Below are 20,167 nucleotides of genomic sequence, written 5' to 3' on the forward strand. Positions count from 1 at the left end.
CTCGCTTACGCTCGAAAATCTCCACCCTTTCCTTGACAACATAAGGTTTTACATTTTAAACAGTAAAAATTTGGATATCTATATCATACTTTCCTTTAAAAAAGTGTTGCATTTAATATTGCAATTTTCACAGAAAAAAATTATAAAAATTTCTGTTAAAAAGTATGGTACAAAAGTTAAAGATATTGTACAATAGTATGTAATATTTATCAGGTTGATTTTTTATCCAGCACAAGTGTACTTAAAAATATATGTGTTGTAAGATGTAAGGGGAGGGAGAAGGAATGGCTAAGACTTTTGACGAGATTAACGAGAAAATAAAAGATGGTAAAGTGGTTGTGCTGACTGCCGAAGAGTTCAAAGACCTGGTCGAAGAAAAGGGAGTTGCTCAGGCGGCAAAAGAGGTGGACGTGGTTACGACAGGGACTTTCAGCCCTATGTGCTCCAGCGGAGCTTTCATCAATTTTGGCCATTCAGACCCCCCTATCCGTATGAATAGGATATGGCTCAATGATGTGCCAGCCTATGGGGGATTGGCTGCAGTAGACACATATATAGGCGCTACCGAGCTGTCTGAGACGCAAGGTTTTGAATACGGTGGAGCGCATGTGATTCAGGATTTAATAGATGGAAAGAAGATCAAGCTGCGCGCAGAGTCGTATGGAACGGACTGTTATCCAAGGAAAGAGATAACCACGTACATTACCTTAGATGACTTGAACCAGGCGTATTTATTCAATCCCAGGAATGCGTATCAAAATTACAATGCTGCTACCAACTCATCGGATAGAATACTTTACACCTATATGGGTACCCTTCTGCCTCAATATGGGAATGTGACCTATTGTACATCGGGGGAGCTGAGCCCGTTGCTCAACGATCCCGAACTCAGGACTATAGGTATTGGGACCAGGATATTCATCGGCGGTGCTCAGGGTTATGTTGCGTGGGAAGGTACGCAGTTTGTGAGAAATAAAGAAGTAATTAGGGATGGAGTTATTCAGTATTCAGGAGTCACCCTCGCGGTTGTAGGGGATATGAAGCAGATGAGCAGTCGGTTCATAAGGGCGGCCAGCTATGAAAAATATGGTACTACCCTGTTTGTGGGGATTGGCATTCCCATTCCGGTTTTGGATGAGGATATGGCTAAATTTTTAGCGGTACGCAATCGTGACATTTATACGCAGGTTGTAGACTACAGTGTGCCCAGCCGTTCGAGACCTGTGCTGCGCAAAGTTAGCTATGAAGAGCTGCGAAGTGGTACAATTGAGCTCAACGGTAAGAAAGTACCTACAGCACCGCTATCCAGCCTGAGAAAGGCGCGGGAGATTGCACAGGTACTCAAGGAAATGATGTTAAAAGGCGAGTTTTTACTGCAGGAACCTATACAGAAACTGCCTGAAGACCGGCGCTTTAACCCTTTGAAGGAAAGGGAGGTGAAGTAAGTGCAGTTGCAGAAGATAAAGCTGTTTATGTATTTTCCTCCTGAGAAGACCGACAAGCCTATAACCTATCGCCTGGTCAAGGATTATGACCTCATGTTCAATATCCTGCAGGCTCAGATCCAGCCCAACAAAAAAGGAAGACTGATGGCTGAGCTTGAAGGTACTGCGGAAAACATAGAAAAGGGATTGCAGTATTTAAAGGAGCAGGGGGTACAGTACAGGATATTCAACAAGAATATAATTTGGCATGAGGAGAAATGCGTTCACTGTGGTGCCTGCACCGCTGTCTGCCCGTCCAGGGCTTTGAGCATGGATAGAAATGAGTGGAAGCTCACCTTTGACCACAGCAAATGCCTGATATGCGAGCTGTGCGTCAAAGCCTGTCCTCTAAATGCCATGGATGTGAATATTTTTCTGTAAAATATTTGTTTCGTATGTTTTTTAAATAGAAGTGGTGTTATGGCAGAAAAAAGGTTTTATAGAGAGTTATACAGGGCAAAGGATTTGGTGTATTTCAATGTAAAGGTGGAACAGACCGATCTGGATATCGGTGCACATTCAATGCTGCGTCAGGAGGCCCTACAGCTGGTCAAAAAATACAGAAAGGATATTGAAGATTACATCAGGAAAGATAGCAGGTTTTTAACCTCGTTGGTGCCAATTAAATGTTTGCCGGATGCACCGGCGATAGTGCGACGGATGTGCGATGCTGCGCAAAGGGCCGGCGTAGGGCCTATGGCAGCGGTTGCGGGTGCCATAAGCGAATTTGTTGGGATGGAACTATTGCAATATTCGCCCGAGGTGATTGTAGAAAACGGTGGGGATATCTTTCTCAAGAGCTTCCTCGAAAGGGTTATAGCCATATTTGCGGGCGCTTCTCCTTTGAGTCAAAAGATTGGGCTTAAAATCTCTGCGGAAGACACACCAATAGGGGTTTGCACCTCATCGGGCAAGATAGGGCATTCGTTGAGCTTTGGCAGGGCCGATGCAGTGGTCATATTGTCCCATGATACTGCGCTGGCCGATGCAGCCGCTACCGCTGTGGGGAATGTTGTGAAGACTCCGGATGATATTGAAAAGGGTGTTCACCTTGCCAGGCGGATTCAAGGGGTTTTGGGTGTGGTAATTGTTGTAGATGACAAGATGGGTGCATGGGGAAAAGTGCGGTTGGTAAAGCTGTGAAGGACGAATAAAACAATTGTTTTCCAGGTGCTTTCTTCGGTGTGGAATTTTCAATAGATTGGCAATTTTTATAGCGGGGTTATACCATAAAAATCATTGGGTAGTATAAAAAGCCAGGCTTTTGTTCAAAATAGTGTCTGAAGATTTAAAAATATTGTTTGACTTTTTGAGTTATTTATTTTATAATATAAGCGTTGCAGAAAGAGTGGGAAAAATATGCGCACCCGTAGCTCAGGAGGATAGAGCACCGGTTTCCTAAACCGGGTGTCGGGGGTTCAAATCCCTCCGGGTGTACCACGAAAGGCCGGAAAATCAAGCTCTCCGGCCTTTGTTATTTTAACTGCGGTTTCAGAAATGGTGTCGTTGCAAACATTTTGCAAACATAAATCTACTTTGCAAACAGCTCCTCTATTTTGGATACAGCTTCTTTTTGAATATTGGGTAGGACATGGCTGTAAGTATCAAGTGTAACAGAAATTTGACTGTGGCCAAGACGTTCGCTCACTATCTTTGGGTTTACACCTTGCTGTAAAAGCATCGTAGCATGGGTATGCCTGAGATCGTGGAAACGTATTTTGGGGTAACCCAGCTTCTTGACCAGTTCCGTAAATTTTTCACCCAGGTAATGGGGGTCATACGGCCTTCCGTCATTCCATGCACACACAAAGCCTTGGTCATTGTAGGCAGGTCCCATCATTAGCTTGATTTCGTTTTGCTTTCTTCTGTGTTCCTTTAAAGCATGGATAGTGTAATCCATTAAAGCTATTGTACGTTTTGATTTGGCTGTTTTGGGTTCTTTTAGTGTAAGTGCGCCGTTTATGCGCTGTAGGGCATATTTGACCATCAAAAATCCCCGTGAGAGGTCCACGTTCTCCCATTTTAAGCCGCATATCTCACCTGCCCTCATGCCGGTTTGCAGTGCTAACAACACCGGGATATAAATTGGCGTATCGGCAATATCATTCAAGAATCTCTTGGCTGTTTCGACGTCCCATACTCGCATTTCTACTTTTTCAGGACGGGGTGGCGTAACGGCATCGGTGGGATTTGATATTATAATCTGCCAGTTTACTGCATGTTTCAATGCCAGGTGCAGCATACGGTGTATTTTTAAGACAGTGCTTTTACTTAAGTTTTTCTCCAGCAGGGATGAGTAAAAGCTTTGAATGTGAGCTGGTTTTAGTTTCGGCATTATAATGCCACCTATATGAGTTTTTATATGAGCAGCAAATTCTGTGTAGCGCCTATAAGTGCTTGGTGCCACATTGGTTTTGGCGTAAGTATCCAGCCAGTAATTGAGGTATTCGGCTACAGTCATATTGGCTGGCTCAAAATATTCACCCTTCTCTATTTTTGCGATTATGTCGGCCAGCGCCTTCTCGGCTTCCTTTTTTGTTTTGTAGCCGCTAAACCACTTTTGTTTACGCTTGCCATTTTCGTCACGGCCGATATCGACAACAATGCTATAAGTAGAGCCTCTTTTGCGTATGTGGCCACGCATGGCTCATTCCTCCTTTTTTGGAAAATAAAAGTTTTTGTATTTAGTTGTTACTTTTACGAAAATAAATGATATACTATATATAAGGTGGTGCGATATCTATGAGAATGATAAAAAGGAAGATTTTGAGAACACTTAATTATGAGCTAGATAATATAATCAAACAACAGAAAAATCCTCCTAAAGAGAATCCTATTTTTAAGGATTTTAATGCCAATTTTGCTAAAAAGTTAAAAAAACATACTGAATTCATGGCATCTATTGAGCGTACTATAGAAAGTACCAAATAGATATAGCGCTCATAGATGGTGTAAAATATAAGTCCTCTGCAAGCGAAAGTCGGCTGCACGCCGTGTGCACGTCAAGTGCCTAACTGCAGAGGGCTTATTTTATTGATTGATATTATTTTATTAACACTGAAACGATCATGGCTGCTATTCCTATAATTGTGGCAATTGCTATACCTGCAATCCACTGCCTATCTCCTTTTATTTCTCTTCGGATGTCCTCTATCCTTCTATTTACTTCCAAAAATTCTTGATGCCTTTGATTATCTCTATCTCTCATTTCGGTCAATGCTTGATTAATCATTTGGGCAATTCTGTCTTCTGTATTTCTGAGAGACGCTTTCATTTCTGCGACGTCTCTATCTAGCTTATCCAGATATTTTTCTTGCCAATCCATATAACCACCCTCCTTAGTTGAGGCAGTTTGAGAATAAGTATCCCATACCTCAGACAAGATTCTTCGCATGGAACTTTTTAAATATTGGTCACTTATATAACGTGGGATAATGTTATCGATAACAATATTATTATACCATTCGTTGATGGCTATGTCATTTTCAAAGTCTGTATCATTGGTAGTTTTTGCTTCTTTTTTCTGTTTATAAGATAGCAGGGATGTAACCTTTTCTTTTTGGGTAGCGGAGGATTTAGGATTAACCAATGTTGAACACCTCGCTTATTAACTGTTTGGCATTTTCGAGATCTTCTTTCAGCTTGAGATGAATGTCTTTGGCTAAATCAGCTAGCAAAAATTTTTCATCATGGTGCACATTAATATGTAGCATTGAGAATGGTTTACCATCAGAAACTTCAAGCAAAAACAAGTTCTCATTTTTCTTAAAAGTTAGTCTCAAAAAAGTATTTGGCTGATAAATAAACGAATTTGTTTTTACGGTTATGTTAAATAGCCCTTTCACTTCTTTCATTTCAGAACATGTAAAATGAAAATTAAAGCCGTATGCTATTATAGAGCGCTCTCTTGCAGCCTGCAATACAGTTTGCAAAGTATCAGAAAAGTAAAAGGGAATATCGCCATTAATCGCTGTAGATTGTATTTGAAGACGGTTATCGACTACTACTATTTCAAGGCCCATAGTTTGATAGTTAATTATGCCAGGGCTTAAAGGATCAAGTTGCCAAACTACTGAGGGTATTTGGTTGGGGAATAAACTTGTTAATTCATTTACTTTGATTAAATGCTTGCCGTTATCAGAAAAGATTGTTACAAGATTAAGATTATTAAGTTCATACTTCATAAGAATTCCTCCTTTGCTCTTTAATATTGTTCACTGTTCAATTTATATTCTACAAGCTTCTCGTTAACCTTCAAGGCACTTGCAATAAGATTTATTGGCTCATAACGTATTTCCTTAATGTCGTAATCATCAATAAGCAGTTCCGCTGCAAACTTGTTGGCCTCGGCCTCATATGGTCCTATGGGAAACAATGTATATTCCCTGACAAAATAAATCGGCTCTGATGAGTGCAGGATGGCATGTCCAAGCTCGTGAGCTAATACGATACGTTGGCTGTGCTCATCAAGGGTGCTATTCACTACTATGAATTTGTTTTTTATGGTCTTTATGTAATACCCCTTTGTGTGGGGCGAGTATTCCTTATGGACGACGTGGATGTTGAGGTATTTTGCTAATCTGAGTGGGTCTCTTGTCTCATATTTTTGTACGAGGTGCTTCACACGTGCATGGATATTCTTTTTCATCGTGGAAGCACCTCCCTTATTGTTCTGATTTTTCTTTTTTCTTTCTGCCGTATTTCTTCTTGTTCATCTCTTTTGCTTTCCAGAAGAGTTCTGATATATCCCTGAAAAGTTTTTCTTTGTCTTCTTCGGCGACTTCATCGTTCATGAAGAAGATACCTGCTTGTTTGATGAAGTCTTCGTATTGCATTAGGTCACGTTTGGTCACTTTATGTTTTTGGGTGTATTCTTCAGGGATGTAGGGGTTGCGGATATCAGTGCGCCCTAAAAGATAATCGACTGATACAGAGTAAAATTCAGCCAATTTTTGCATTGTGGCAAAATCTGGTTGGCTTTTGCCTGTTTCGTATTTTGTATATGTGGTTCTATCCACTCCAATAGCATTAGCTACATCTTTTTGGCTTAATTTTCTTTCTGTTCTTAACTGTTTAATAATTTCATTAAAGAGCATTCTTTTCACCCCTTTAACTTATTATATGTGAATTTGTTTCACATATCAATTATAGTGCAAAATTTTCACTTTGCCTATTGACAAAGTGAAGGTACTTCACTTATAATTAAACTCGGGAGGTGAAGTTAATGCACAATAAATATGCTAAAAGTGAAGTAGCAGCACTTATAAAAGAAAAACGAAACGCCAAAAAACTTACGCAAAAACAGCTTGCAACCTTAGTTGGCGTTGACAGAACGACAATATCAAAAATTGAAAATGGAGCAAGGCCGTCTATAGATAACGCTAAAAAAATAGCACAAATTTTAGGCTTTAATTGGACAATTTTCTTTAATTGCACTTCCGATGACAAGCAAACCGAGACTGCTTAAGCATATGTGCAAGCGCAATTGCACCTTGACAACCGAATAGAGAGCCTGTGAGTACCGCTGAATAGGCGACGACCCGTGGCCAGCGGCGAGCCCGAAGAGCGAGAAAGCAGGAATAAAGACGGAAGAGAGGGGGTGAACCGCACAATGAGATATGAAGACTTGCCCGACGTTCTAACCATACCGGAGATGGCAAAATTCCTGCAAATAGGCATTACTAAGGCATATGAGATGAGCCACTGGAGGGGCTTCCCAGCCATACGAATAGGGCGGGCAATACGGGTGCCCAAGAAAGCATTGCTGGAGTGGTTAGAACAACAGCATCAGCAGGAACCGAAACTAACCGCAATTAGGGGGAGGTGAAAAAAATGAAGATGAAAGTACGCATCGAAGAAGTCCAAAAAGGTGATTTCATTAACGGCAAAAAGGTTGTGGAAGTTTTACATCGTTTTGATCTTGTTGTTCACAAATGGTATGTCCGTCTCATATTAGAGGGTGGGCGGGACATAGTGGATGGTTATTTTGGCACCAAAATAATTGAGATTGAAAGGCCGTAAAAAGAAAGAGCCGTTTCCAAACGGCACAAACAAAACCTAGCATCCCCATTATACCACATTCGGTATAGTGGGGCAATAAGGGGGAGCGAGAATGTTGTATCGAGTTTATTCACCAATGCTTGAACAAGAAAGCATAATTGAGGCTCAAAATGCAATGCAGGCTAAGCGTAAATTTTGTCGGTTATGGGGGATAAGCCCCAGCGATGAATGGCACGGGATTAGCACGATGCAGGCAAGACGGCTTACAGAAGAAGAAAGGCGAGAAGAGCTCAAAAAATGGGGGTTGGAAGCATGAGAATATTTCGTTGTGATTATTGTGGATTTATCGCACCAGAACCCATGTTTAAGTGGGGAAAAGGCAAAGAGTTTGGGCAGCATCCAGAGCATAGATACTGTCCAAGATGTTATAACTCTATAGATTGGTACGGATATGGGGTGTTAAAGGTCGTTAACGATACATGGGAAGATTTTTTGAGTAAAGTGCGGACAAGGAGGATGAAAGCTTATGCAGGAAAATAAAATGGTTAAAACTAAAACTACAGCTCTGGAGAATTACCAAAAAATAAAACACTTGCTTAACAATGTAAATGTGAAAAAGAAGTTTGAAGAGGTACTTGGTTATAGAGCATCTCAATTTATCACTTCTGTGGCCAATGTGGTAAATGGTAACCCACTATTACGTAACTGTGATGCCAATTCTGTTTTGTCAGCTGCTATGGTAGCGGCAACTCTTGATTTGCCTGTGGATCCGAATTTAGGTTTCTCTTATATAATCCCATACAATACGAAAGATGGCTACAAGGCACAATTCCAGATAGGTTATAGAGGGCTTATTCAGCTTGCACTTCGGACAGGCCAATATCAACGTATTAACGTGATTGAAGTATATGAAGGGCAGCTTAAAGAATTTAACCCACTCACTGAAGATATCGTTTTTGATTTTACTGCAAAAACATCGAATAAGGTCATAGGGTATGCAGCATTTTTTAGACTCATAAACGGTTTTGAAAAAACAGTTTATTGGCCTATCGAGAAGGTAAAAGCACACGCCCAGAGGTTTAGCAAAACATTCAACAATGGGCCTTGGAAGACGGATTTTGATGAAATGGCCAAAAAGACAGTTTTAAAAAACATGCTTAGCAAGTGGGGAATATTGAGCATAGAGATGCAAGAAGCAATTCGTTCCGACCAAGCAGTAATTAAGCAAAGCGAAGAAGGTGTTGAGTATGAGTATGTAGACTCACCCTACTATGAGGAGGAAGAGAACAATCCAACCACCACAGATGAAGTAGCACAAGAAGAGGAAGTTCAATTGCCATGGGAGGAGGGCAAGCAATGATAAAAGAAAGGCTATTGGCTTTACCCAATGAAATTGCAGAGGTCAAAATGGAAGTATTAAAAAAGCAAGAACAAGCAGCTGAAATACGGGAGCTAATGAACCAGTGGGAACTAGTAGAGATGGATGAAATAGCAAATGCCTTGGACGATAAAGGCAAGCCGGTCTTTTCTAATGATGCAAAACGAAAGGCTGAGCTGGAGAGAAGAAAAATTGCCGATGAGCGATACAACACATGGGCAAGAATTTTGAAACAATTAGAGCACGAAATAGCAGAGCAAAACATCATTTTGGATAAGCTTTATAACGAGCAAGGCAACTTAAGGGCTATATGCAGATTGGAAGGTGCTAATAATGATTAAGCTAACAAAGGAGCCGCCCAAGCGGCGGCTCCGAATCAAAAACAAAACAAGATTCGTGTTGTTTATCACTCTTCTAATTATAACCTCGCTAATGATTTTTATACCGAAGGAGAGCCGCAGCAACATAGAGTACAAACCCTATAGAGTGGCTTTTGGAGATACGTACTGGCACATTGCAATGGAGCTCCAGGAGGCGGGATATAGACCATGGGCAGAAATAAGAGACATAGTACACGAGCTTGTGAAGGTGTCGGGAATCCCGGCACACGAGCTTAAGGAAGGGGATACGATATATATCCCAGATTTAAAGGAGGGGAGATAAATGGCACATGGTGATTACAATTGCTGTGCGGTGTGCGATTGTAAGTTAGAATATGCTGGTTGGGATGCAGTAAGCAAAGCAAGAATTTGCGAAGATTGTCTCTTAAAATTACAAGAGATGAATTTACCCATAGTAACGGTCTGGCAGCTGATAGAGTGGATAAAAAATGAAGAAATAGAAACATTGAAAACAAAGTTGAAAGAGTTAGGATTTCGAGGTTGTTATTACGAAAATGATGTGGATGAAGCCGTAAAATCAAGAGGTATTAATTGGGATTGGAGAACTGGAGTAATAGAATGACGTTACTAGTAGGCAGGTTTAAACCTGCCTACTCCACTCAACCCTACGGCAAAGGGGGACAGTCATGAACTATATAAAAGAAATCGAGGCCTTCGAGGATTGGTTGGAGATTAACCACTTGCCGACAACGGCGCAGTTGTTATGGTACAAACTTTTTGTACTATGCAACAGGGCCGGCTGGGCCGAGTGGTTGTCCGTGACCAATCAGGCTTTGATGGCCAAAATCGGGGCCTCATCAGAAAAAACGCTAATCGAAGCAAGAAACAGACTAAAACAGGCAGGGCTAATTGATTTTAAGCCGGGGAAGAAAGGGCAGCCGACAAAGTACAAACTTTTTTCAGTGGAAGAAATACTTCAAAAAATACACTGTAAAAAATACAGTGTAAATAATGAAGTGTTTAGTACAGTAGAAGATACAGTATATCCTACAGTAAAAACTACAGTAAAAAGTGCAGACATATATAAACATAAACAAGAAACAGAAACAGATATAAATAATAATTCTATCTCTAACGAGATAGTGTCGGCTGATGCCGACACGCCCTCGCAAGATTTACGTCGAACGAAAGAAAATATACCGTACCAACAGATAGCTGACTTATACAACCGAGTCTGCCTTTCACTGCCCAAAGTTGAAAAACTTACTGATAAGCGGCGGAGGCATATTAAAGCTGCATGGAAGAACTTTAAAGGCGATATATCAGTGTTTGAGAAAGTATTCCGCCGCGCCGAGGCCAGCGACTTCCTCTCGGGGCGGAGCGGAAAGTGGACGGGATGTAACTTTGATTGGCTTATAACCTACAACAACATGGTTAAGGTCCTAGAAGGCGCATATGACAACAAAGTTATGGGGGGATATTCTGATGGGCGAAATTCTCAACATAGGCGAAGCGATGAAAAGAATGCATCAACCGGCACCTACGACAAATTCTACGAATAACGAAGATGATTGCGGGCTTGTGGACGATCCAAGATATGAGCCCGAACCCTGTCCTTATTGTGGGCGAATGCTAAAGCACAGAGCGTACTCTTTATTCGGGAAATTGTTTGGAACTCATCTTGAAAGATGCAATTGCCCTGGTGCAGTGGCGGAGCGGGAAAGACTTTATCAGGAGCAGCTCAAAAAACAGCAAGAAGAAGAGTTGCGTCGAAAGATGGAAAGAATAGAGCGGCTTTTTCAACAGAGTAGGCTTGGGAAAAGGTTCAGGGATCGGGTATTTGAAACGTTTGAAATCAGGGACTACAACAAGAAGGCTTTCGAAATAGCCTTAGACTATGCGAAAAACTTTGACATGTACAAAGAGAAGGGAGAAGGCCTCTTTATCACAGGCGGCTATGGTGTGGGCAAAACCCACTTGGCTGCGGCAATAACAAACTATTTGATACGGAGCAAGATGGCCACAGTTATCTTTGGTAATGTGACGACACTTCTGGGCCGGTTGCGGTCAGCATACAGCGATGACAGCGAGTATGAGGAAACACAGATCTTAAAAGAACTGTATGATGTGGATCTACTGGTGATAGATGATCTTGGTAAAGAAAAACCAACGCCATGGGTGGAAGAAAAGCTATACAACGTTATAAATGAACGATACGAGAACTACCGACCCATAATAGTTACCAGCAACCTGGAGCTTGAAGAAATTGAGCGGCGGCTGGAGACCTGCGGTGGCGCAATAGTCTCCAGGGTTATCGAGATGTGCCGTGGCGTGAAGATTGTAGGTCCTGACTACAGGAAAGAGAGAATAAAGTAGGAGGAGGGAGCACGATGTGGGTCCTAGTATGGGAGAGGGCTAAAGGTGAGGTTAACGTTTATAGGTATCATCCTGACGACAAATACGACATCGTTTTGGGGTATTACGACGACTTGGAAGAGGCAAAGAGAGAATTGCGGGCGATGTACCAGAGGCAGCCGTGGGGCGTATACGAGGATAAAACCGGACACTTGCTGGTACATCGTGTAGACACGGTTGGCGGCGACCATGCGTATTTGAAAAGACGGGGGTATACATTGCTAAAAGTGTTCAAAACGAGGGATGAAGCAGAAAAGTATATGATGCAGATAAAAGGGGACGAGAAGCTTATGAGGTGCAGGGAGGGAAAAGGCAATGACAAAGAAAGTATGCGTTAACTGTGGACGGCCTTCCTACAGCGCAGCGATGGAGAGTGCCTGGATTTGTCCGCACTGTGGGACCGACATCACAAAAACGAAAACAGGATTCACAATGCCGGCGGAATGTTTCTGGTGCGGGGAGCGGATGGTGAGACTTAAAAGCGGGCAGAGTGTCTGCCCTAGCTGCGGGTGGAGATATGAGGAGGTAAGACGATGATTACTTTTTTAAGTCTTTTAAAGGAAACAGAAAGTTCAAAGCAATGTGCTAAAGCGCTTAAAAATATTACACCTATCAATTGGTGGGATGCTACTTATAGACCTAGAACATTTGAGATAATCCAGATAGGGGATTATAAATTATCAATTCAGGCGAGTGTATGTCATTATTGTGAACCTGCACGTACATTGGACGACTTAACGCAGTACAAGTCTATGGAGATTGCGATTGTAAAGGGCAATAAATGGATACATCCACGAAATGATGAATATATCAGGCAATTTGCACGATATGATGAGCTGATTGATAAATACCAAGAAGGTGAACAACCTGTAGGAGAGTTTGTACCAGTGGATTTAATAGAAGATTTAATTGAATATCTGCGCTGTGGAGATGAGAAGAAATGAGGCGGACTGAAAAACAATACGAACAATACATCAATAAACGTGGGAGCAAAAACGTATATACGCCGGCCAGAGAGCCGATTAGGATTGTTATTCCTGGCCGTCCAGTGCCGAAAGAACGTCCCAGGTTGTCTGCGGCAGGCAGAAAAATGTATATATACACTCCACAAGAGACATCGAAATTTGAGAAACAGGTTGCTTTGGCAGCACTTACAGCAGCAAACGGAAAGGTGTTGTTCGGAGACATAGCTATAAGCATAAAACTCTATTTTTCAGACAAGCGCTTTGGAGATTTGGATAACTATGCGAAAAGTATACTTGATGGGCTGCAGGGGACGTTGTTTGAGAACGACAAGCAGGTGGCCAGGCTGAGCGTCGAGAGATATATCGATAAAAACGAGAGAGCAGAAGTTTATGTGGAGGAGGTTAGCAATGAATGAGCAGATATATAAGCTTATAACCCGTATGGTTGTGGCGGTTATGGCGGGGCGGCACAAGGTTGTGCAGGAATTATATGAACAGTATCTCAGGGAACGGTATTTATATGTTTCTTTAAAAGAGCTACTGGAATCTAAAAAAGCTGGATAAGAGGAGTGGAGATATGGGGGTTTTGGATAGAGAAATTTACAGAAAAATCGAATACTATTTGTACCACTATTTTGAGATAAGGCGAGAGGTGGAGCAGGAGAAAGAAGACATCATTGAATCTGGGGGACGTGATATTGTTGAATGGGGAGGAGGAATAAGCTACCATTCCGACCCAACAGCGAATAAGGCGGTTAAACTTACTAGACCAGACCTAGTTGAGAAAGAAAAATGGCTGAAGGTGATAGAGGGTACTATCCAGCACTTCCAGGGGACAGAAAAAGGGCGGCTCCTCCAGAAAAAGTACTTTGACCAGCTGGGAGAGCGGCATATATGTCGAGAGTTGCACATTGAAAGAACAACTTATTATCGATGGAGGGAAGAGATTGTTATATATGCTGCGTTGCTGGCAGCCCAACATGGCCTTATAAAGTTTTAAAGAGGAGGGATTTTTATGACTTATGAGTTGCCTGTGTATGCTTTAAAAATAAAAGAGACTAAGGTATATTGCTCTGGTATAGTGAAAATAACAGAGCCTATTGTGGCCCCCTACGGAATTAGTGCAGATGGATATTTGCCTTGTGTGGAGCCTGGTGAATGGAAAGCATACATTAAAGTAAGAGATATTAATCAGAGTATATTTCAAGAAATATTCAATAAGGCTGTATCAGGTGAAAAAATAGATATTGAATTATATGTTGAGGTTTTTTTAGTCTATAAAGGGACAGCTTATGTTGATTTTAAAGGTGAGGATTGTGTGGAACTTCTAGGATCTGGGAGTTTAACATTAACATTATCAGATGAGGCAGAGAAGTATTTAGAACAATTAGAGTTAAGAGAACTAGAAGAATTGGAACAATAAAAAGTTCGGGACTTTTTTGGCGCAAATTTAGTGTATAATGGTAGTGTAGAATTGTGTATGTTGTAGTGTAGACGAGAATTAACCCAATCCAGGTTGGCCGCCATCGGTTGCCGAACCGTGCGAATCTAGTACGCACTGAGGGAGTAGGGACCGAGGCGGCTTTCGTATTTATGGTAGTCCAGCACAGGCGGGTGGTGGGGGCAGGGGTGTATGGTGGTTTATATTGCTCATCCATACAGAAATAATCCAAGAGAGAATCTTAAAAGAGTAAAAAAGTATGTTAAGGAAGCAATAACACAAGGGTATATACCCATATGTGCACTTTTAGAAATAGGGCACTTGTTAGGCCAGATTGATGAAGCTGAAGCAATGGACATATGTTACGCTTATATAGAGCTTGCAAATGTTATCTGGATATGTGGAGACTGGGAAAACAGCGAGGGGTGCAGGGCAGAGTTGGAATATGCGCTAGATTTGGGCAAAGTAATTGAGTTTAAGAGGTGACAAAATGCCTAAAGTCGTAGTTGCTGATTTGCCTGAAACGCTTGAAACAGTTGAGCTTTATCCTGTATCCGACTTACACGTTGGCGACCCTGAATTTAAAGAAAAAGAATTTTTAAATTTTTTGAATTATATTGAACATACAAATAACGCATACGTAGTGCTATTAGGAGACCTAATGAACAATGCTATTAAAACAAGTATCAGTAATGTATATAACGAGACTATGCCACCCAGTCAACAAAAGAAATATTTGATTGAAAAATTAAAACCTATTTCTCATAAAATCCTGGCAATAACAACAGGAAACCATGAATATAGGAGCAAGAAAGATGTGGATGTTGATTTAACAGAAGATTTGGCTATGAGTTTAGGATTGGAAGATAGATATTCACCGAATGGCGTTGTTCTTAAAATTAGATTTGGTCATTTTAGGAATAATAGAAAAATTGCATATAACGTTTACCTGACACATGGTTACAGTGCAACAAGGAGACCCGGCGGCGTTTTGAACAACGTTGAACTTTCACAATTGGCAATAGAAAACATTGACGTTTATATTATGGGGCATGCACATAAGCAAATAGTATACCCTGCTAAGACGTTGTTTTTTGATGACAAAAACAATTGTTTACTCGAAGAGATAAAGTATTTTGTCCTAACTGGCGCTTGGGCTGGTTGGAGCGGATATGCAGAAAGAAAAGGGTATAGGCCACAAAAGAGTGGATGCCCTAAAGTTGTTTTGTACTCGGGCTTAGAGAAGAAGGTGAGCGTAGAAGTATGAGGTGGTGAGGTGATGTGGCAAGGTACGATTGGGATAAGCTGAAAAAAGAATTTATTTTGGGTGAATATGAATCCGTTAGGGAATTCGCAGCCCAAAAAGGCATTAAGTACAATGGGTATTTTGCTGCGAAAACAAGAGGTTGGACTGATGAAAAGAGAGCACTGCAAGAGCAGAAACAGAGCAAAATTATTGAGAGGGTTATAGAAAAGCAAATTGAACAAGAGGTTAACTGGAATATAACTCACCTTAACTTATGGGGTGAGTTTTTAAATATATTGCGACAAGCACTTGAGAACCCAAAAAACTTGATGACAAAAGATGGTCGTATTAGTGCATATATTCTTGAGAAATTTGCAAATGTGATGGAAAAGATACAGAAAGGTCAGCGGTTAGCCTTAGGGCTTGATGAACAACAGCAGGCAGCACAAGACGAACTGATAACAAGATTGCAAGAAATTGTAGGTGCCTTGAACGATGATTGTATTCAGCACTAAGCAAAAAGAGTTTGTCAGATTAGCTAACAAAAAATTAAACATTGCTTATGGCAGTGTCAGGACAGGGAAGACAATAATAACAACGATAGCGTTTTTGCTGCATGTGGTTGGTTTTAAACAAAAACAACATTTCGCAATTGTTGGCAAAACAAGAGATACTGTAAGGCGAAATGTGATACCGGTTATCGAGCAATACCTTGGCAAAGACAGTTTTACCTATACAATCACCAGAGACGAGATAGAGTTTTTAGGGCACAAAATCTTTGTTCTTGGTGCAAATGACGAAAAAGCAGAGACAAGGATTCGAGGCCTAACTTTAGCGGGTGCACTTTGCGACGAAGTAACGACATATCCGAGAAGCGTTTTTGAACAGTTATTAGCTCGCTGTAGTGTCAAAGGGGCTAAAGTATTCGCAACGACAAACCCGGATAGTCCTTATCATTGGCTTTACACGGAATACATTCAAAAAGCCGATGAGAAGGACTATTTTGTTATGAAGTTCTTGCTTGAGGATAATCCCTTTTTGCCAAGCGAATATATCGAATTCATCAAGAAGACTTACACGGGCTTGTTCTATAAGCGGTTTATTCTTGGCGAATGGGTAGCGGCAGAAGGAATTATCTATGATATGTTTGATGAGAAGGTGCACGTTGTTGAGAGGTTGCCAGAGAGGTTTGACAAGTACGTCGTAGGCATTGACTTTGGCATGCAAAATCCGACTGTGTTTTTGCTTATTGGTTTTCACAATGGCATAGCTTACGTTGTCAAGGAATACTACCACGAAGGCAGAGAGCAGACAAAGACGGTTGACAAATACAGCAAGGACTTTAAAGAGTGGCTGGGCGATATAAAACCACATCGCATATATGTAGACCCGTCGGCACAAGCGTTATTACAGCAACTAAAAGCCGATGGGTTTTCTAATGTTCGAGAGGCAAACAATGATGTACTCGATGGGATAGCAACGGTAAGCAAGTTTTTAAGTCAGCAAAAACTGTTTGTACACAGTAGCTGCAAAAACACAATCAGAGAATTTTACAGCTATGCATGGGACACAAAAGCACAGCAAAACGGCCAGGATAAACCTTTGAAAATAGCAGACCATTGTATGGATGCGTTGAGATATGCATTACATTCGCAATATCCAATAGGGCAAACTATACAGCGCAGAGTAATAGATAAGCCAAAAGGCTGGTAATTAGGCGGAACTTTCGTCTCGTATAATAAGGTGGTGATGGAATGATAACGGATTTGAAATTTTTTAATATAGGGCAAAAATGGCCTCCAGATAGCGAAATAGAAAGACTTCAACGTTATGAACAAAACAGAAAGCTCTTTGAAGGCAGGCATGAGCTTGTATTTAAGGATTGGGTGCGGTTACTTAGAGACGACAAGAAAGCAACACTGGAGATTATTTTGAATTGGCACAAGCGACTATCAACGTTATGGGCTGACTTGCTGTTAGGTGAGAGGCCGAGGATAACAGCGGGTGCTCCTAACTCAAAAGAGCAACAGCAGCTTGAAGCAATCATTGAGAGTAATGATTTTTTCAATGTTGCTTATGAGGTGGCCTTGGACATTTCAAGATACGGCACAGGCATATTCAAGCTGCGTTATGACGGCAGAGCTATCATTGAGGCAATACCACCAGCTTTGTGGTTTCCTGTTGTTAGCCCAGACAACATCAAGGATGTGCGAGCTCATGTAATTGCTTGGACATTTGAAGTGCCGACACCGACGTTGCTGAACAAAGACAAGAAGACCACTTATTTGCGGCTTGAGATACATGAGAAAGGTAAAATCACGAATAAGCTTTTTGAGTTGAAAGATGGTGTAATCAAGCAAGAACTGGATGTTACGAGTTTTTATGACGATTTACAGCCAGAACAGGCCACGGGCATGGATGATTTCCTTGTGGTACCTGTACACAACATCCTTACCAGTGACAGGGTATATGGCCAGGACGATTATTCAGATTTGGACAGTATCATCCAGGAGCTGGAGATAAGGGTAGCACAGATAAGCCGAATCCTTGACAAGCACGCTGACCCAAACATGGCAGGGCCGGCTTGGGCTTTAGAGCAGAATGAGTATGGCGAATACGTGGTAAAAGGTGGCGGGAAATACTTCCCGGTTGAGCAAGGCGATCCTGAACCAAAATACATCACATGGGACGGACAACTGGAAGCAGCTTATAGAGAGATTGATTTGCTGATGGAGCAGTTATACACATTGTCGGAGACAAGTGCTGCAGCATTTGGTCAACTTAAGTCGGGGCTTGCTGAAAGCGGCACGGCATTGCGTAGGCTGATGATGACGCCACTTGCGAAAGTAAACAGGATTAGGATGCGTTTTGACCCTGCCATAAAGAAAGTGTTGCAGTTAGCAAGCCAGCTTGAAGCTAAATTTGGACGTGGTATTGAACTTAGCACAATAAACATTGCTTGGAATGACGGGTTGCCCCAGGATGAGAAAGAACAGGCGGAAATTTACAGCCTGCTTGTACAGAATGGACTGATAAGCAGAGAGACAGCACTAAAGAGGCTCTTTGAGTTTGATGCAGAGACATTGAGACAAGAACTAACAAAGATAGCAGTTGAAACAGCGCAGGAAGCCCCAGCTCTGTTCACTGTAAACTTGAACAATCAGCAACAAACACAGCAAGCACAAAGTGAGTGATATAGATGCCTTTCGATGAAGAAAAGCTCATACAAAGCCTTGTCGAGTTGTATCGGCAGGGCTTTTTGAATGTGTTGAAGGTGTTGCTACAAAAGGAGGCCCAAAAATCAAGAACAACATGGTTTTATAAACAGCATTTAAAACAGATAATGGAGATTTTAAACCAGCTGGACAAAGATGCTGCGCAATGGATCCAAGAGAATATACCGAAGATTTATCAACAGAATTACACACAGGTGTTAGCGTATATCAACAAAATAGGGATGCAGAAGGATATAAACCCGAGCTTTGCGCAGATACACCAGAGAGCCATTGACGTTATAGCTCAAAATATGTTCGATAATTTACGTAGTGCCACGAATTATGCAGGACGCCGAATCAACGACTACTACAGGCGCGCAGCGTTAGAAGCGGAGGCAGAAAAGTTCACGGTAGGTCAGACGTGGCAGGAGATGGCCAGAAATTTACAAGAGAAACTCCTCAGTAAGGGATTGACAGGGTTTAAAGACAAATTGGGCAGAGAATGGCGACTTGATGCTTATGCCGAGATGGTGGCCAGAACAACCACCAGAGAAATTGCAACAGTAGCAACAATTAATGCTTGTAAAGAGTTTGACATTGATTTGGTGCAAATTACAAGGCACTATCCTACATGCGAATTATGTGCGCCATTGCAAGGGAAGGTATTCAGCTTAAGTGGTAAGGATAAGCGGTATCCCAAATACGATGGTGACCTGGTAAGGATCCCTAAACATCCTAACTGTCGCCACGTGCTTGTCCCCTATGTACGTGAGCTAGATCCTGATGCAGATGAAACGCAAAGGTACAGCAATACATCGTTGACAGAGGATCCGAGAAGCGAAAAAGAGAAGCAGGACTACAAAGAAATGCGTGATAAGGTAACAATACAGACTATCAGGCGGAGAGCAAGGGAAGTGCTTTACAATGAGCAAGCTCCATTAATAGAAAGACTAAAAGCCGCTAAAAAACTGAAAAAGAGCTATGAAAAAGTAGGCGACAAGATGAACAATATCGATAAACATTATTTGAATGGGCTCAATAAATACCTTGTAAACTTTAATATCAACAACATAGTGAAAATTGACGAGGAAAGTGGTATAATTACTATCAAAGGCAACAAATTGCCCAAGAAGGCCTTTGAAAATGCGATAATAGATGCTTTACATCCAGAATTAAACAAGGTGGTTAGAAGAAGATTTTACGACAACAGAGGTAATGCTAAATTGGATATTGATTTCACAGACCATGGGCACCCCAAAGCCCATCCAATTGTCCCACATGCTCATGATTGGATAGACGGAAAGCGGAGTGAAAAATTTAGAGAATTAACAGAAGCAGAAAAAGAAAATGTCAGAGATATCGGGAGTGATAAAGATGTATGATGTTTATAATAGTTTGGATGAGTTTATTGATGATTTAAAAACCGTACGTGAGATTGAATTTAAACACAATGACAAGCATTATTCGCTTTTGTATTATGATAAAATCTATATTTGTGAGTATAACAAACCGGAAACTGAGGAAGAGTATGACACCATTGAGGAGTTTTTAAATAACTACAAAATTGATGGAACATCAATTAAAGACTTGGCGACAAGAATCAAAGTGATATTCCACTAACCAACCACCCAACCAAACAGGGTTGAGGTGGTATTTTTATGCCTTCTTGCAAGGAGGTGAGT

General features: G+C 41.4%; 34 protein-coding genes and 1 tRNA gene. 30 read left to right on the top strand and 5 right to left on the bottom strand.

Going from position 1 to position 20,167, the window contains the following annotated elements; all coding sequences use genetic code 11:
* The 5 genes from KVG29_RS08715 to KVG29_RS08735 all read left to right on the top strand — a co-directional run.
* Positions 1-196 (top strand): hypothetical protein (locus KVG29_RS08715; protein ID WP_252227915.1); only part of this gene is annotated, 196 nt, incomplete at its 5' end.
* Positions 197-284: 88 nt separating this feature from the next.
* Positions 285-1,445 (top strand): homocysteine biosynthesis protein, encoded by a 1,161-nt coding sequence (locus tag KVG29_RS08720; protein WP_252227917.1) that lies wholly within the window; start codon positions 285-287, stop codon positions 1,443-1,445.
* Entirely contained in the window at positions 1,446-1,865 is a 420-nt protein-coding gene (locus KVG29_RS08725) for an NIL domain-containing protein (protein ID WP_252227919.1), read from the top strand.
* 39 nt (positions 1,866-1,904) lie between these two features.
* On the top strand, positions 1,905-2,627 hold the full coding sequence (locus tag KVG29_RS08730) for a UPF0280 family protein (RefSeq protein WP_252227921.1): 723 nt from the start codon (positions 1,905-1,907) through the stop codon (positions 2,625-2,627).
* Positions 2,628-2,847: 220 nt separating this feature from the next.
* Positions 2,848-2,924: transfer RNA gene (locus tag KVG29_RS08735), tRNA-Arg, on the top strand.
* Positions 2,925-3,015: 91 nt separating this feature from the next.
* On the opposite strand, the gene KVG29_RS08740 is transcribed toward KVG29_RS08735, so the two are convergent.
* On the bottom strand, positions 3,016-4,128 hold the full coding sequence (locus KVG29_RS08740) for a tyrosine-type recombinase/integrase (RefSeq protein ID WP_252227923.1): 1,113 nt from the start codon (positions 4,126-4,128) through the stop codon (positions 3,016-3,018).
* Between the two features lie 98 nt (positions 4,129-4,226).
* Here KVG29_RS08740 and KVG29_RS08745 point away from each other — a divergent pair, with 98 nt between their 5' ends.
* On the top strand, positions 4,227-4,415 hold the full coding sequence (locus tag KVG29_RS08745) for a hypothetical protein (RefSeq protein ID WP_252227925.1): 189 nt from the start codon (positions 4,227-4,229) through the stop codon (positions 4,413-4,415).
* 112 nt (positions 4,416-4,527) lie between these two features.
* On the opposite strand, the gene KVG29_RS08750 is transcribed toward KVG29_RS08745, so the two are convergent.
* From KVG29_RS08750 to KVG29_RS08765, 4 genes are read right to left on the bottom strand one after another with little or no spacing between them, the layout of a single operon-like run.
* A complete protein-coding gene (locus KVG29_RS08750) occupies positions 4,528-5,073 on the bottom strand; it encodes a hypothetical protein (protein WP_252227927.1) in 546 nt (181 codons plus the stop codon).
* Positions 5,066-5,668 carry a hypothetical protein gene (locus KVG29_RS08755; protein WP_252227929.1) on the bottom strand — a complete coding sequence of 201 codons (603 nt, stop codon included), beginning with the start codon at positions 5,666-5,668 and terminating at the stop codon, positions 5,066-5,068. Before KVG29_RS08755 ends, KVG29_RS08750 begins: the two co-directional genes overlap by 8 nt.
* Positions 5,669-5,688: 20 nt before the next feature.
* Positions 5,689-6,132: an ImmA/IrrE family metallo-endopeptidase gene (locus KVG29_RS08760; protein WP_252227931.1), complete on the bottom strand. Its 444-nt coding sequence runs from the start codon at positions 6,130-6,132 to the stop codon at positions 5,689-5,691.
* 16 nt (positions 6,133-6,148) lie between these two features.
* On the bottom strand, positions 6,149-6,580 hold the full coding sequence (locus KVG29_RS08765) for a helix-turn-helix domain-containing protein (protein ID WP_252227933.1): 432 nt from the start codon (positions 6,578-6,580) through the stop codon (positions 6,149-6,151).
* Between the two features lie 128 nt (positions 6,581-6,708).
* On the opposite strand from KVG29_RS08765, the gene KVG29_RS08770 reads away from it, so the two are divergent.
* From KVG29_RS08770 to KVG29_RS08885, 24 genes are all read left to right on the top strand, one after another.
* Entirely contained in the window at positions 6,709-6,951 is a 243-nt protein-coding gene (locus tag KVG29_RS08770) for a helix-turn-helix transcriptional regulator (protein WP_252227935.1), read from the top strand.
* Between the two features lie 144 nt (positions 6,952-7,095).
* Positions 7,096-7,311, top strand: a complete 216-nt coding sequence (locus KVG29_RS08775) for a helix-turn-helix domain-containing protein (RefSeq protein ID WP_252227937.1) — start codon at positions 7,096-7,098, stop codon at positions 7,309-7,311.
* Between the two features lie 5 nt (positions 7,312-7,316).
* Positions 7,317-7,505 (top strand): hypothetical protein, encoded by a 189-nt coding sequence (locus tag KVG29_RS08780; protein ID WP_252227939.1) that lies wholly within the window; start codon positions 7,317-7,319, stop codon positions 7,503-7,505.
* Between the two features lie 91 nt (positions 7,506-7,596).
* A complete protein-coding gene (locus tag KVG29_RS08785) occupies positions 7,597-7,800 on the top strand; it encodes a hypothetical protein (protein ID WP_252227941.1) in 204 nt (67 codons plus the stop codon).
* Positions 7,797-8,024, top strand: a complete 228-nt coding sequence (locus KVG29_RS08790; protein ID WP_252227943.1) for a hypothetical protein — start codon at positions 7,797-7,799, stop codon at positions 8,022-8,024. The genes KVG29_RS08785 and KVG29_RS08790 overlap by 4 nt, the downstream gene beginning before the upstream one ends.
* Positions 8,011-8,844, top strand: coding sequence for a recombinase RecT (locus KVG29_RS08795; protein WP_252227944.1), 834 nt, complete (start codon positions 8,011-8,013; stop codon positions 8,842-8,844). The genes KVG29_RS08790 and KVG29_RS08795 overlap by 14 nt, the downstream gene beginning before the upstream one ends.
* Positions 8,841-9,203 carry a hypothetical protein gene (locus KVG29_RS08800; protein WP_252227946.1) on the top strand — a complete coding sequence of 121 codons (363 nt, stop codon included), beginning with the start codon at positions 8,841-8,843 and terminating at the stop codon, positions 9,201-9,203. The genes KVG29_RS08795 and KVG29_RS08800 overlap by 4 nt, the downstream gene beginning before the upstream one ends.
* The gene (locus tag KVG29_RS08805) at positions 9,196-9,525 is read left to right on the top strand and encodes a hypothetical protein (protein ID WP_252227948.1); all 330 of its coding nucleotides are present in this window, start codon (positions 9,196-9,198) and stop codon (positions 9,523-9,525) included. Before KVG29_RS08800 ends, KVG29_RS08805 begins: the two co-directional genes overlap by 8 nt.
* Positions 9,526-9,825 carry a hypothetical protein gene (locus tag KVG29_RS08810; protein WP_252227950.1) on the top strand — a complete coding sequence of 100 codons (300 nt, stop codon included), beginning with the start codon at positions 9,526-9,528 and terminating at the stop codon, positions 9,823-9,825.
* Between the two features lie 64 nt (positions 9,826-9,889).
* Positions 9,890-10,765, top strand: coding sequence for a cyclic nucleotide-binding domain-containing protein (locus tag KVG29_RS08815; RefSeq protein WP_252227952.1), 876 nt, complete (start codon positions 9,890-9,892; stop codon positions 10,763-10,765).
* Positions 10,719-11,579 (top strand): ATP-binding protein, encoded by an 861-nt coding sequence (locus KVG29_RS08820; RefSeq protein ID WP_252227954.1) that lies wholly within the window; start codon positions 10,719-10,721, stop codon positions 11,577-11,579. The genes KVG29_RS08815 and KVG29_RS08820 overlap by 47 nt, the downstream gene beginning before the upstream one ends.
* 14 nt (positions 11,580-11,593) lie before the next feature.
* The gene (locus KVG29_RS08825) at positions 11,594-11,956 is read left to right on the top strand and encodes a hypothetical protein (RefSeq protein ID WP_252227956.1); all 363 of its coding nucleotides are present in this window, start codon (positions 11,594-11,596) and stop codon (positions 11,954-11,956) included.
* A gap of 195 nt (positions 11,957-12,151) precedes the next feature.
* Positions 12,152-12,562, top strand: a complete 411-nt coding sequence (locus KVG29_RS08830; RefSeq protein ID WP_252227957.1) for a hypothetical protein — start codon at positions 12,152-12,154, stop codon at positions 12,560-12,562.
* Positions 12,559-12,999, top strand: a complete 441-nt coding sequence (locus tag KVG29_RS08835; RefSeq protein WP_252227958.1) for a RusA family crossover junction endodeoxyribonuclease — start codon at positions 12,559-12,561, stop codon at positions 12,997-12,999. The genes KVG29_RS08830 and KVG29_RS08835 overlap by 4 nt, the downstream gene beginning before the upstream one ends.
* Positions 12,992-13,147: a hypothetical protein gene (locus tag KVG29_RS08840; RefSeq protein ID WP_252227959.1), complete on the top strand. Its 156-nt coding sequence runs from the start codon at positions 12,992-12,994 to the stop codon at positions 13,145-13,147. The genes KVG29_RS08835 and KVG29_RS08840 overlap by 8 nt, the downstream gene beginning before the upstream one ends.
* Positions 13,148-13,160: 13 nt before the next feature.
* Entirely contained in the window at positions 13,161-13,583 is a 423-nt protein-coding gene (locus KVG29_RS08845; protein WP_252227960.1) for a DUF1492 domain-containing protein, read from the top strand.
* 15 nt (positions 13,584-13,598) lie between these two features.
* Positions 13,599-14,006, top strand: coding sequence for a hypothetical protein (locus KVG29_RS08850; RefSeq protein ID WP_252227961.1), 408 nt, complete (start codon positions 13,599-13,601; stop codon positions 14,004-14,006).
* Between the two features lie 210 nt (positions 14,007-14,216).
* Positions 14,217-14,510 (top strand): DUF7768 domain-containing protein, encoded by a 294-nt coding sequence (locus tag KVG29_RS08855; protein ID WP_252227962.1) that lies wholly within the window; start codon positions 14,217-14,219, stop codon positions 14,508-14,510.
* A gap of 4 nt (positions 14,511-14,514) precedes the next feature.
* Positions 14,515-15,291 carry a metallophosphoesterase gene (locus KVG29_RS08860; protein ID WP_252227963.1) on the top strand — a complete coding sequence of 259 codons (777 nt, stop codon included), beginning with the start codon at positions 14,515-14,517 and terminating at the stop codon, positions 15,289-15,291.
* Between the two features lie 14 nt (positions 15,292-15,305).
* On the top strand, positions 15,306-15,785 hold the full coding sequence (locus KVG29_RS08865; RefSeq protein ID WP_252227965.1) for a hypothetical protein: 480 nt from the start codon (positions 15,306-15,308) through the stop codon (positions 15,783-15,785).
* Positions 15,766-16,983, top strand: coding sequence for a PBSX family phage terminase large subunit (locus tag KVG29_RS08870; RefSeq protein WP_252227967.1), 1,218 nt, complete (start codon positions 15,766-15,768; stop codon positions 16,981-16,983). The genes KVG29_RS08865 and KVG29_RS08870 overlap by 20 nt, the downstream gene beginning before the upstream one ends.
* Before the next feature lie 41 nt (positions 16,984-17,024).
* Positions 17,025-18,464: a phage portal protein gene (locus KVG29_RS08875; protein ID WP_252227969.1), complete on the top strand. Its 1,440-nt coding sequence runs from the start codon at positions 17,025-17,027 to the stop codon at positions 18,462-18,464.
* Between the two features lie 5 nt (positions 18,465-18,469).
* A complete protein-coding gene (locus KVG29_RS08880) occupies positions 18,470-19,867 on the top strand; it encodes a phage minor capsid protein (RefSeq protein WP_252227971.1) in 1,398 nt (465 codons plus the stop codon).
* On the top strand, positions 19,860-20,105 hold the full coding sequence (locus tag KVG29_RS08885) for a hypothetical protein (RefSeq protein WP_252227973.1): 246 nt from the start codon (positions 19,860-19,862) through the stop codon (positions 20,103-20,105). The genes KVG29_RS08880 and KVG29_RS08885 overlap by 8 nt, the downstream gene beginning before the upstream one ends.
* The last annotated feature ends 62 nt before the right edge of the window (positions 20,106-20,167 follow it).

The sequence above is a fragment of the Caldicoprobacter algeriensis genome, from assembly GCF_023838525.1.
Taxonomy (GTDB): domain Bacteria; phylum Bacillota; class Clostridia; order Caldicoprobacterales; family Caldicoprobacteraceae; genus Caldicoprobacter; species Caldicoprobacter algeriensis.

What these genes read in the sequence shown, in the direction of transcription:
- KVG29_RS08770 (WP_252227935.1), top strand. Translation starts at nt 6,709, where the DNA reads ATGCACAATAAATATGCTAAAAGTGAAGTAGCAGCACTTATAAAAGAA.
- KVG29_RS08755 (WP_252227929.1), bottom strand. Translation starts at nt 5,668, where the DNA reads ATGAAGTATGAACTTAATAATCTTAATCTTGTAACAATCTTTTCTGAT.
- KVG29_RS08825 (WP_252227956.1), top strand. Translation starts at nt 11,594, where the DNA reads ATGTGGGTCCTAGTATGGGAGAGGGCTAAAGGTGAGGTTAACGTTTAT.
- KVG29_RS08790 (WP_252227943.1), top strand. Translation starts at nt 7,797, where the DNA reads ATGAGAATATTTCGTTGTGATTATTGTGGATTTATCGCACCAGAACCC.
- KVG29_RS08840 (WP_252227959.1), top strand. Translation starts at nt 12,992, where the DNA reads ATGAATGAGCAGATATATAAGCTTATAACCCGTATGGTTGTGGCGGTT.
- KVG29_RS08830 (WP_252227957.1), top strand. Translation starts at nt 12,152, where the DNA reads ATGATTACTTTTTTAAGTCTTTTAAAGGAAACAGAAAGTTCAAAGCAA.
- KVG29_RS08745 (WP_252227925.1), top strand. Translation starts at nt 4,227, where the DNA reads ATGAGAATGATAAAAAGGAAGATTTTGAGAACACTTAATTATGAGCTA.
- KVG29_RS08740 (WP_252227923.1), bottom strand. Translation starts at nt 4,128, where the DNA reads ATGCGTGGCCACATACGCAAAAGAGGCTCTACTTATAGCATTGTTGTC.
- KVG29_RS08720 (WP_252227917.1), top strand. Translation starts at nt 285, where the DNA reads ATGGCTAAGACTTTTGACGAGATTAACGAGAAAATAAAAGATGGTAAA.
- KVG29_RS08875 (WP_252227969.1), top strand. Translation starts at nt 17,025, where the DNA reads ATGATAACGGATTTGAAATTTTTTAATATAGGGCAAAAATGGCCTCCA.
- KVG29_RS08855 (WP_252227962.1), top strand. Translation starts at nt 14,217, where the DNA reads ATGGTGGTTTATATTGCTCATCCATACAGAAATAATCCAAGAGAGAAT.
- KVG29_RS08765 (WP_252227933.1), bottom strand. Translation starts at nt 6,580, where the DNA reads ATGCTCTTTAATGAAATTATTAAACAGTTAAGAACAGAAAGAAAATTA.
- KVG29_RS08775 (WP_252227937.1), top strand. Translation starts at nt 7,096, where the DNA reads ATGAGATATGAAGACTTGCCCGACGTTCTAACCATACCGGAGATGGCA.
- KVG29_RS08810 (WP_252227950.1), top strand. Translation starts at nt 9,526, where the DNA reads ATGGCACATGGTGATTACAATTGCTGTGCGGTGTGCGATTGTAAGTTA.
- KVG29_RS08845 (WP_252227960.1), top strand. Translation starts at nt 13,161, where the DNA reads ATGGGGGTTTTGGATAGAGAAATTTACAGAAAAATCGAATACTATTTG.
- KVG29_RS08815 (WP_252227952.1), top strand. Translation starts at nt 9,890, where the DNA reads ATGAACTATATAAAAGAAATCGAGGCCTTCGAGGATTGGTTGGAGATT.
- KVG29_RS08805 (WP_252227948.1), top strand. Translation starts at nt 9,196, where the DNA reads ATGATTAAGCTAACAAAGGAGCCGCCCAAGCGGCGGCTCCGAATCAAA.
- KVG29_RS08730 (WP_252227921.1), top strand. Translation starts at nt 1,905, where the DNA reads ATGGCAGAAAAAAGGTTTTATAGAGAGTTATACAGGGCAAAGGATTTG.
- KVG29_RS08850 (WP_252227961.1), top strand. Translation starts at nt 13,599, where the DNA reads ATGACTTATGAGTTGCCTGTGTATGCTTTAAAAATAAAAGAGACTAAG.
- KVG29_RS08885 (WP_252227973.1), top strand. Translation starts at nt 19,860, where the DNA reads ATGTATGATGTTTATAATAGTTTGGATGAGTTTATTGATGATTTAAAA.
- KVG29_RS08835 (WP_252227958.1), top strand. Translation starts at nt 12,559, where the DNA reads ATGAGGCGGACTGAAAAACAATACGAACAATACATCAATAAACGTGGG.
- KVG29_RS08795 (WP_252227944.1), top strand. Translation starts at nt 8,011, where the DNA reads ATGCAGGAAAATAAAATGGTTAAAACTAAAACTACAGCTCTGGAGAAT.
- KVG29_RS08820 (WP_252227954.1), top strand. Translation starts at nt 10,719, where the DNA reads ATGAAAAGAATGCATCAACCGGCACCTACGACAAATTCTACGAATAAC.
- KVG29_RS08785 (WP_252227941.1), top strand. Translation starts at nt 7,597, where the DNA reads ATGTTGTATCGAGTTTATTCACCAATGCTTGAACAAGAAAGCATAATT.
- KVG29_RS08760 (WP_252227931.1), bottom strand. Translation starts at nt 6,132, where the DNA reads ATGAAAAAGAATATCCATGCACGTGTGAAGCACCTCGTACAAAAATAT.
- KVG29_RS08870 (WP_252227967.1), top strand. Translation starts at nt 15,766, where the DNA reads ATGATTGTATTCAGCACTAAGCAAAAAGAGTTTGTCAGATTAGCTAAC.
- KVG29_RS08880 (WP_252227971.1), top strand. Translation starts at nt 18,470, where the DNA reads ATGCCTTTCGATGAAGAAAAGCTCATACAAAGCCTTGTCGAGTTGTAT.
- KVG29_RS08780 (WP_252227939.1), top strand. Translation starts at nt 7,317, where the DNA reads ATGAAGATGAAAGTACGCATCGAAGAAGTCCAAAAAGGTGATTTCATT.
- KVG29_RS08800 (WP_252227946.1), top strand. Translation starts at nt 8,841, where the DNA reads ATGATAAAAGAAAGGCTATTGGCTTTACCCAATGAAATTGCAGAGGTC.
- KVG29_RS08860 (WP_252227963.1), top strand. Translation starts at nt 14,515, where the DNA reads ATGCCTAAAGTCGTAGTTGCTGATTTGCCTGAAACGCTTGAAACAGTT.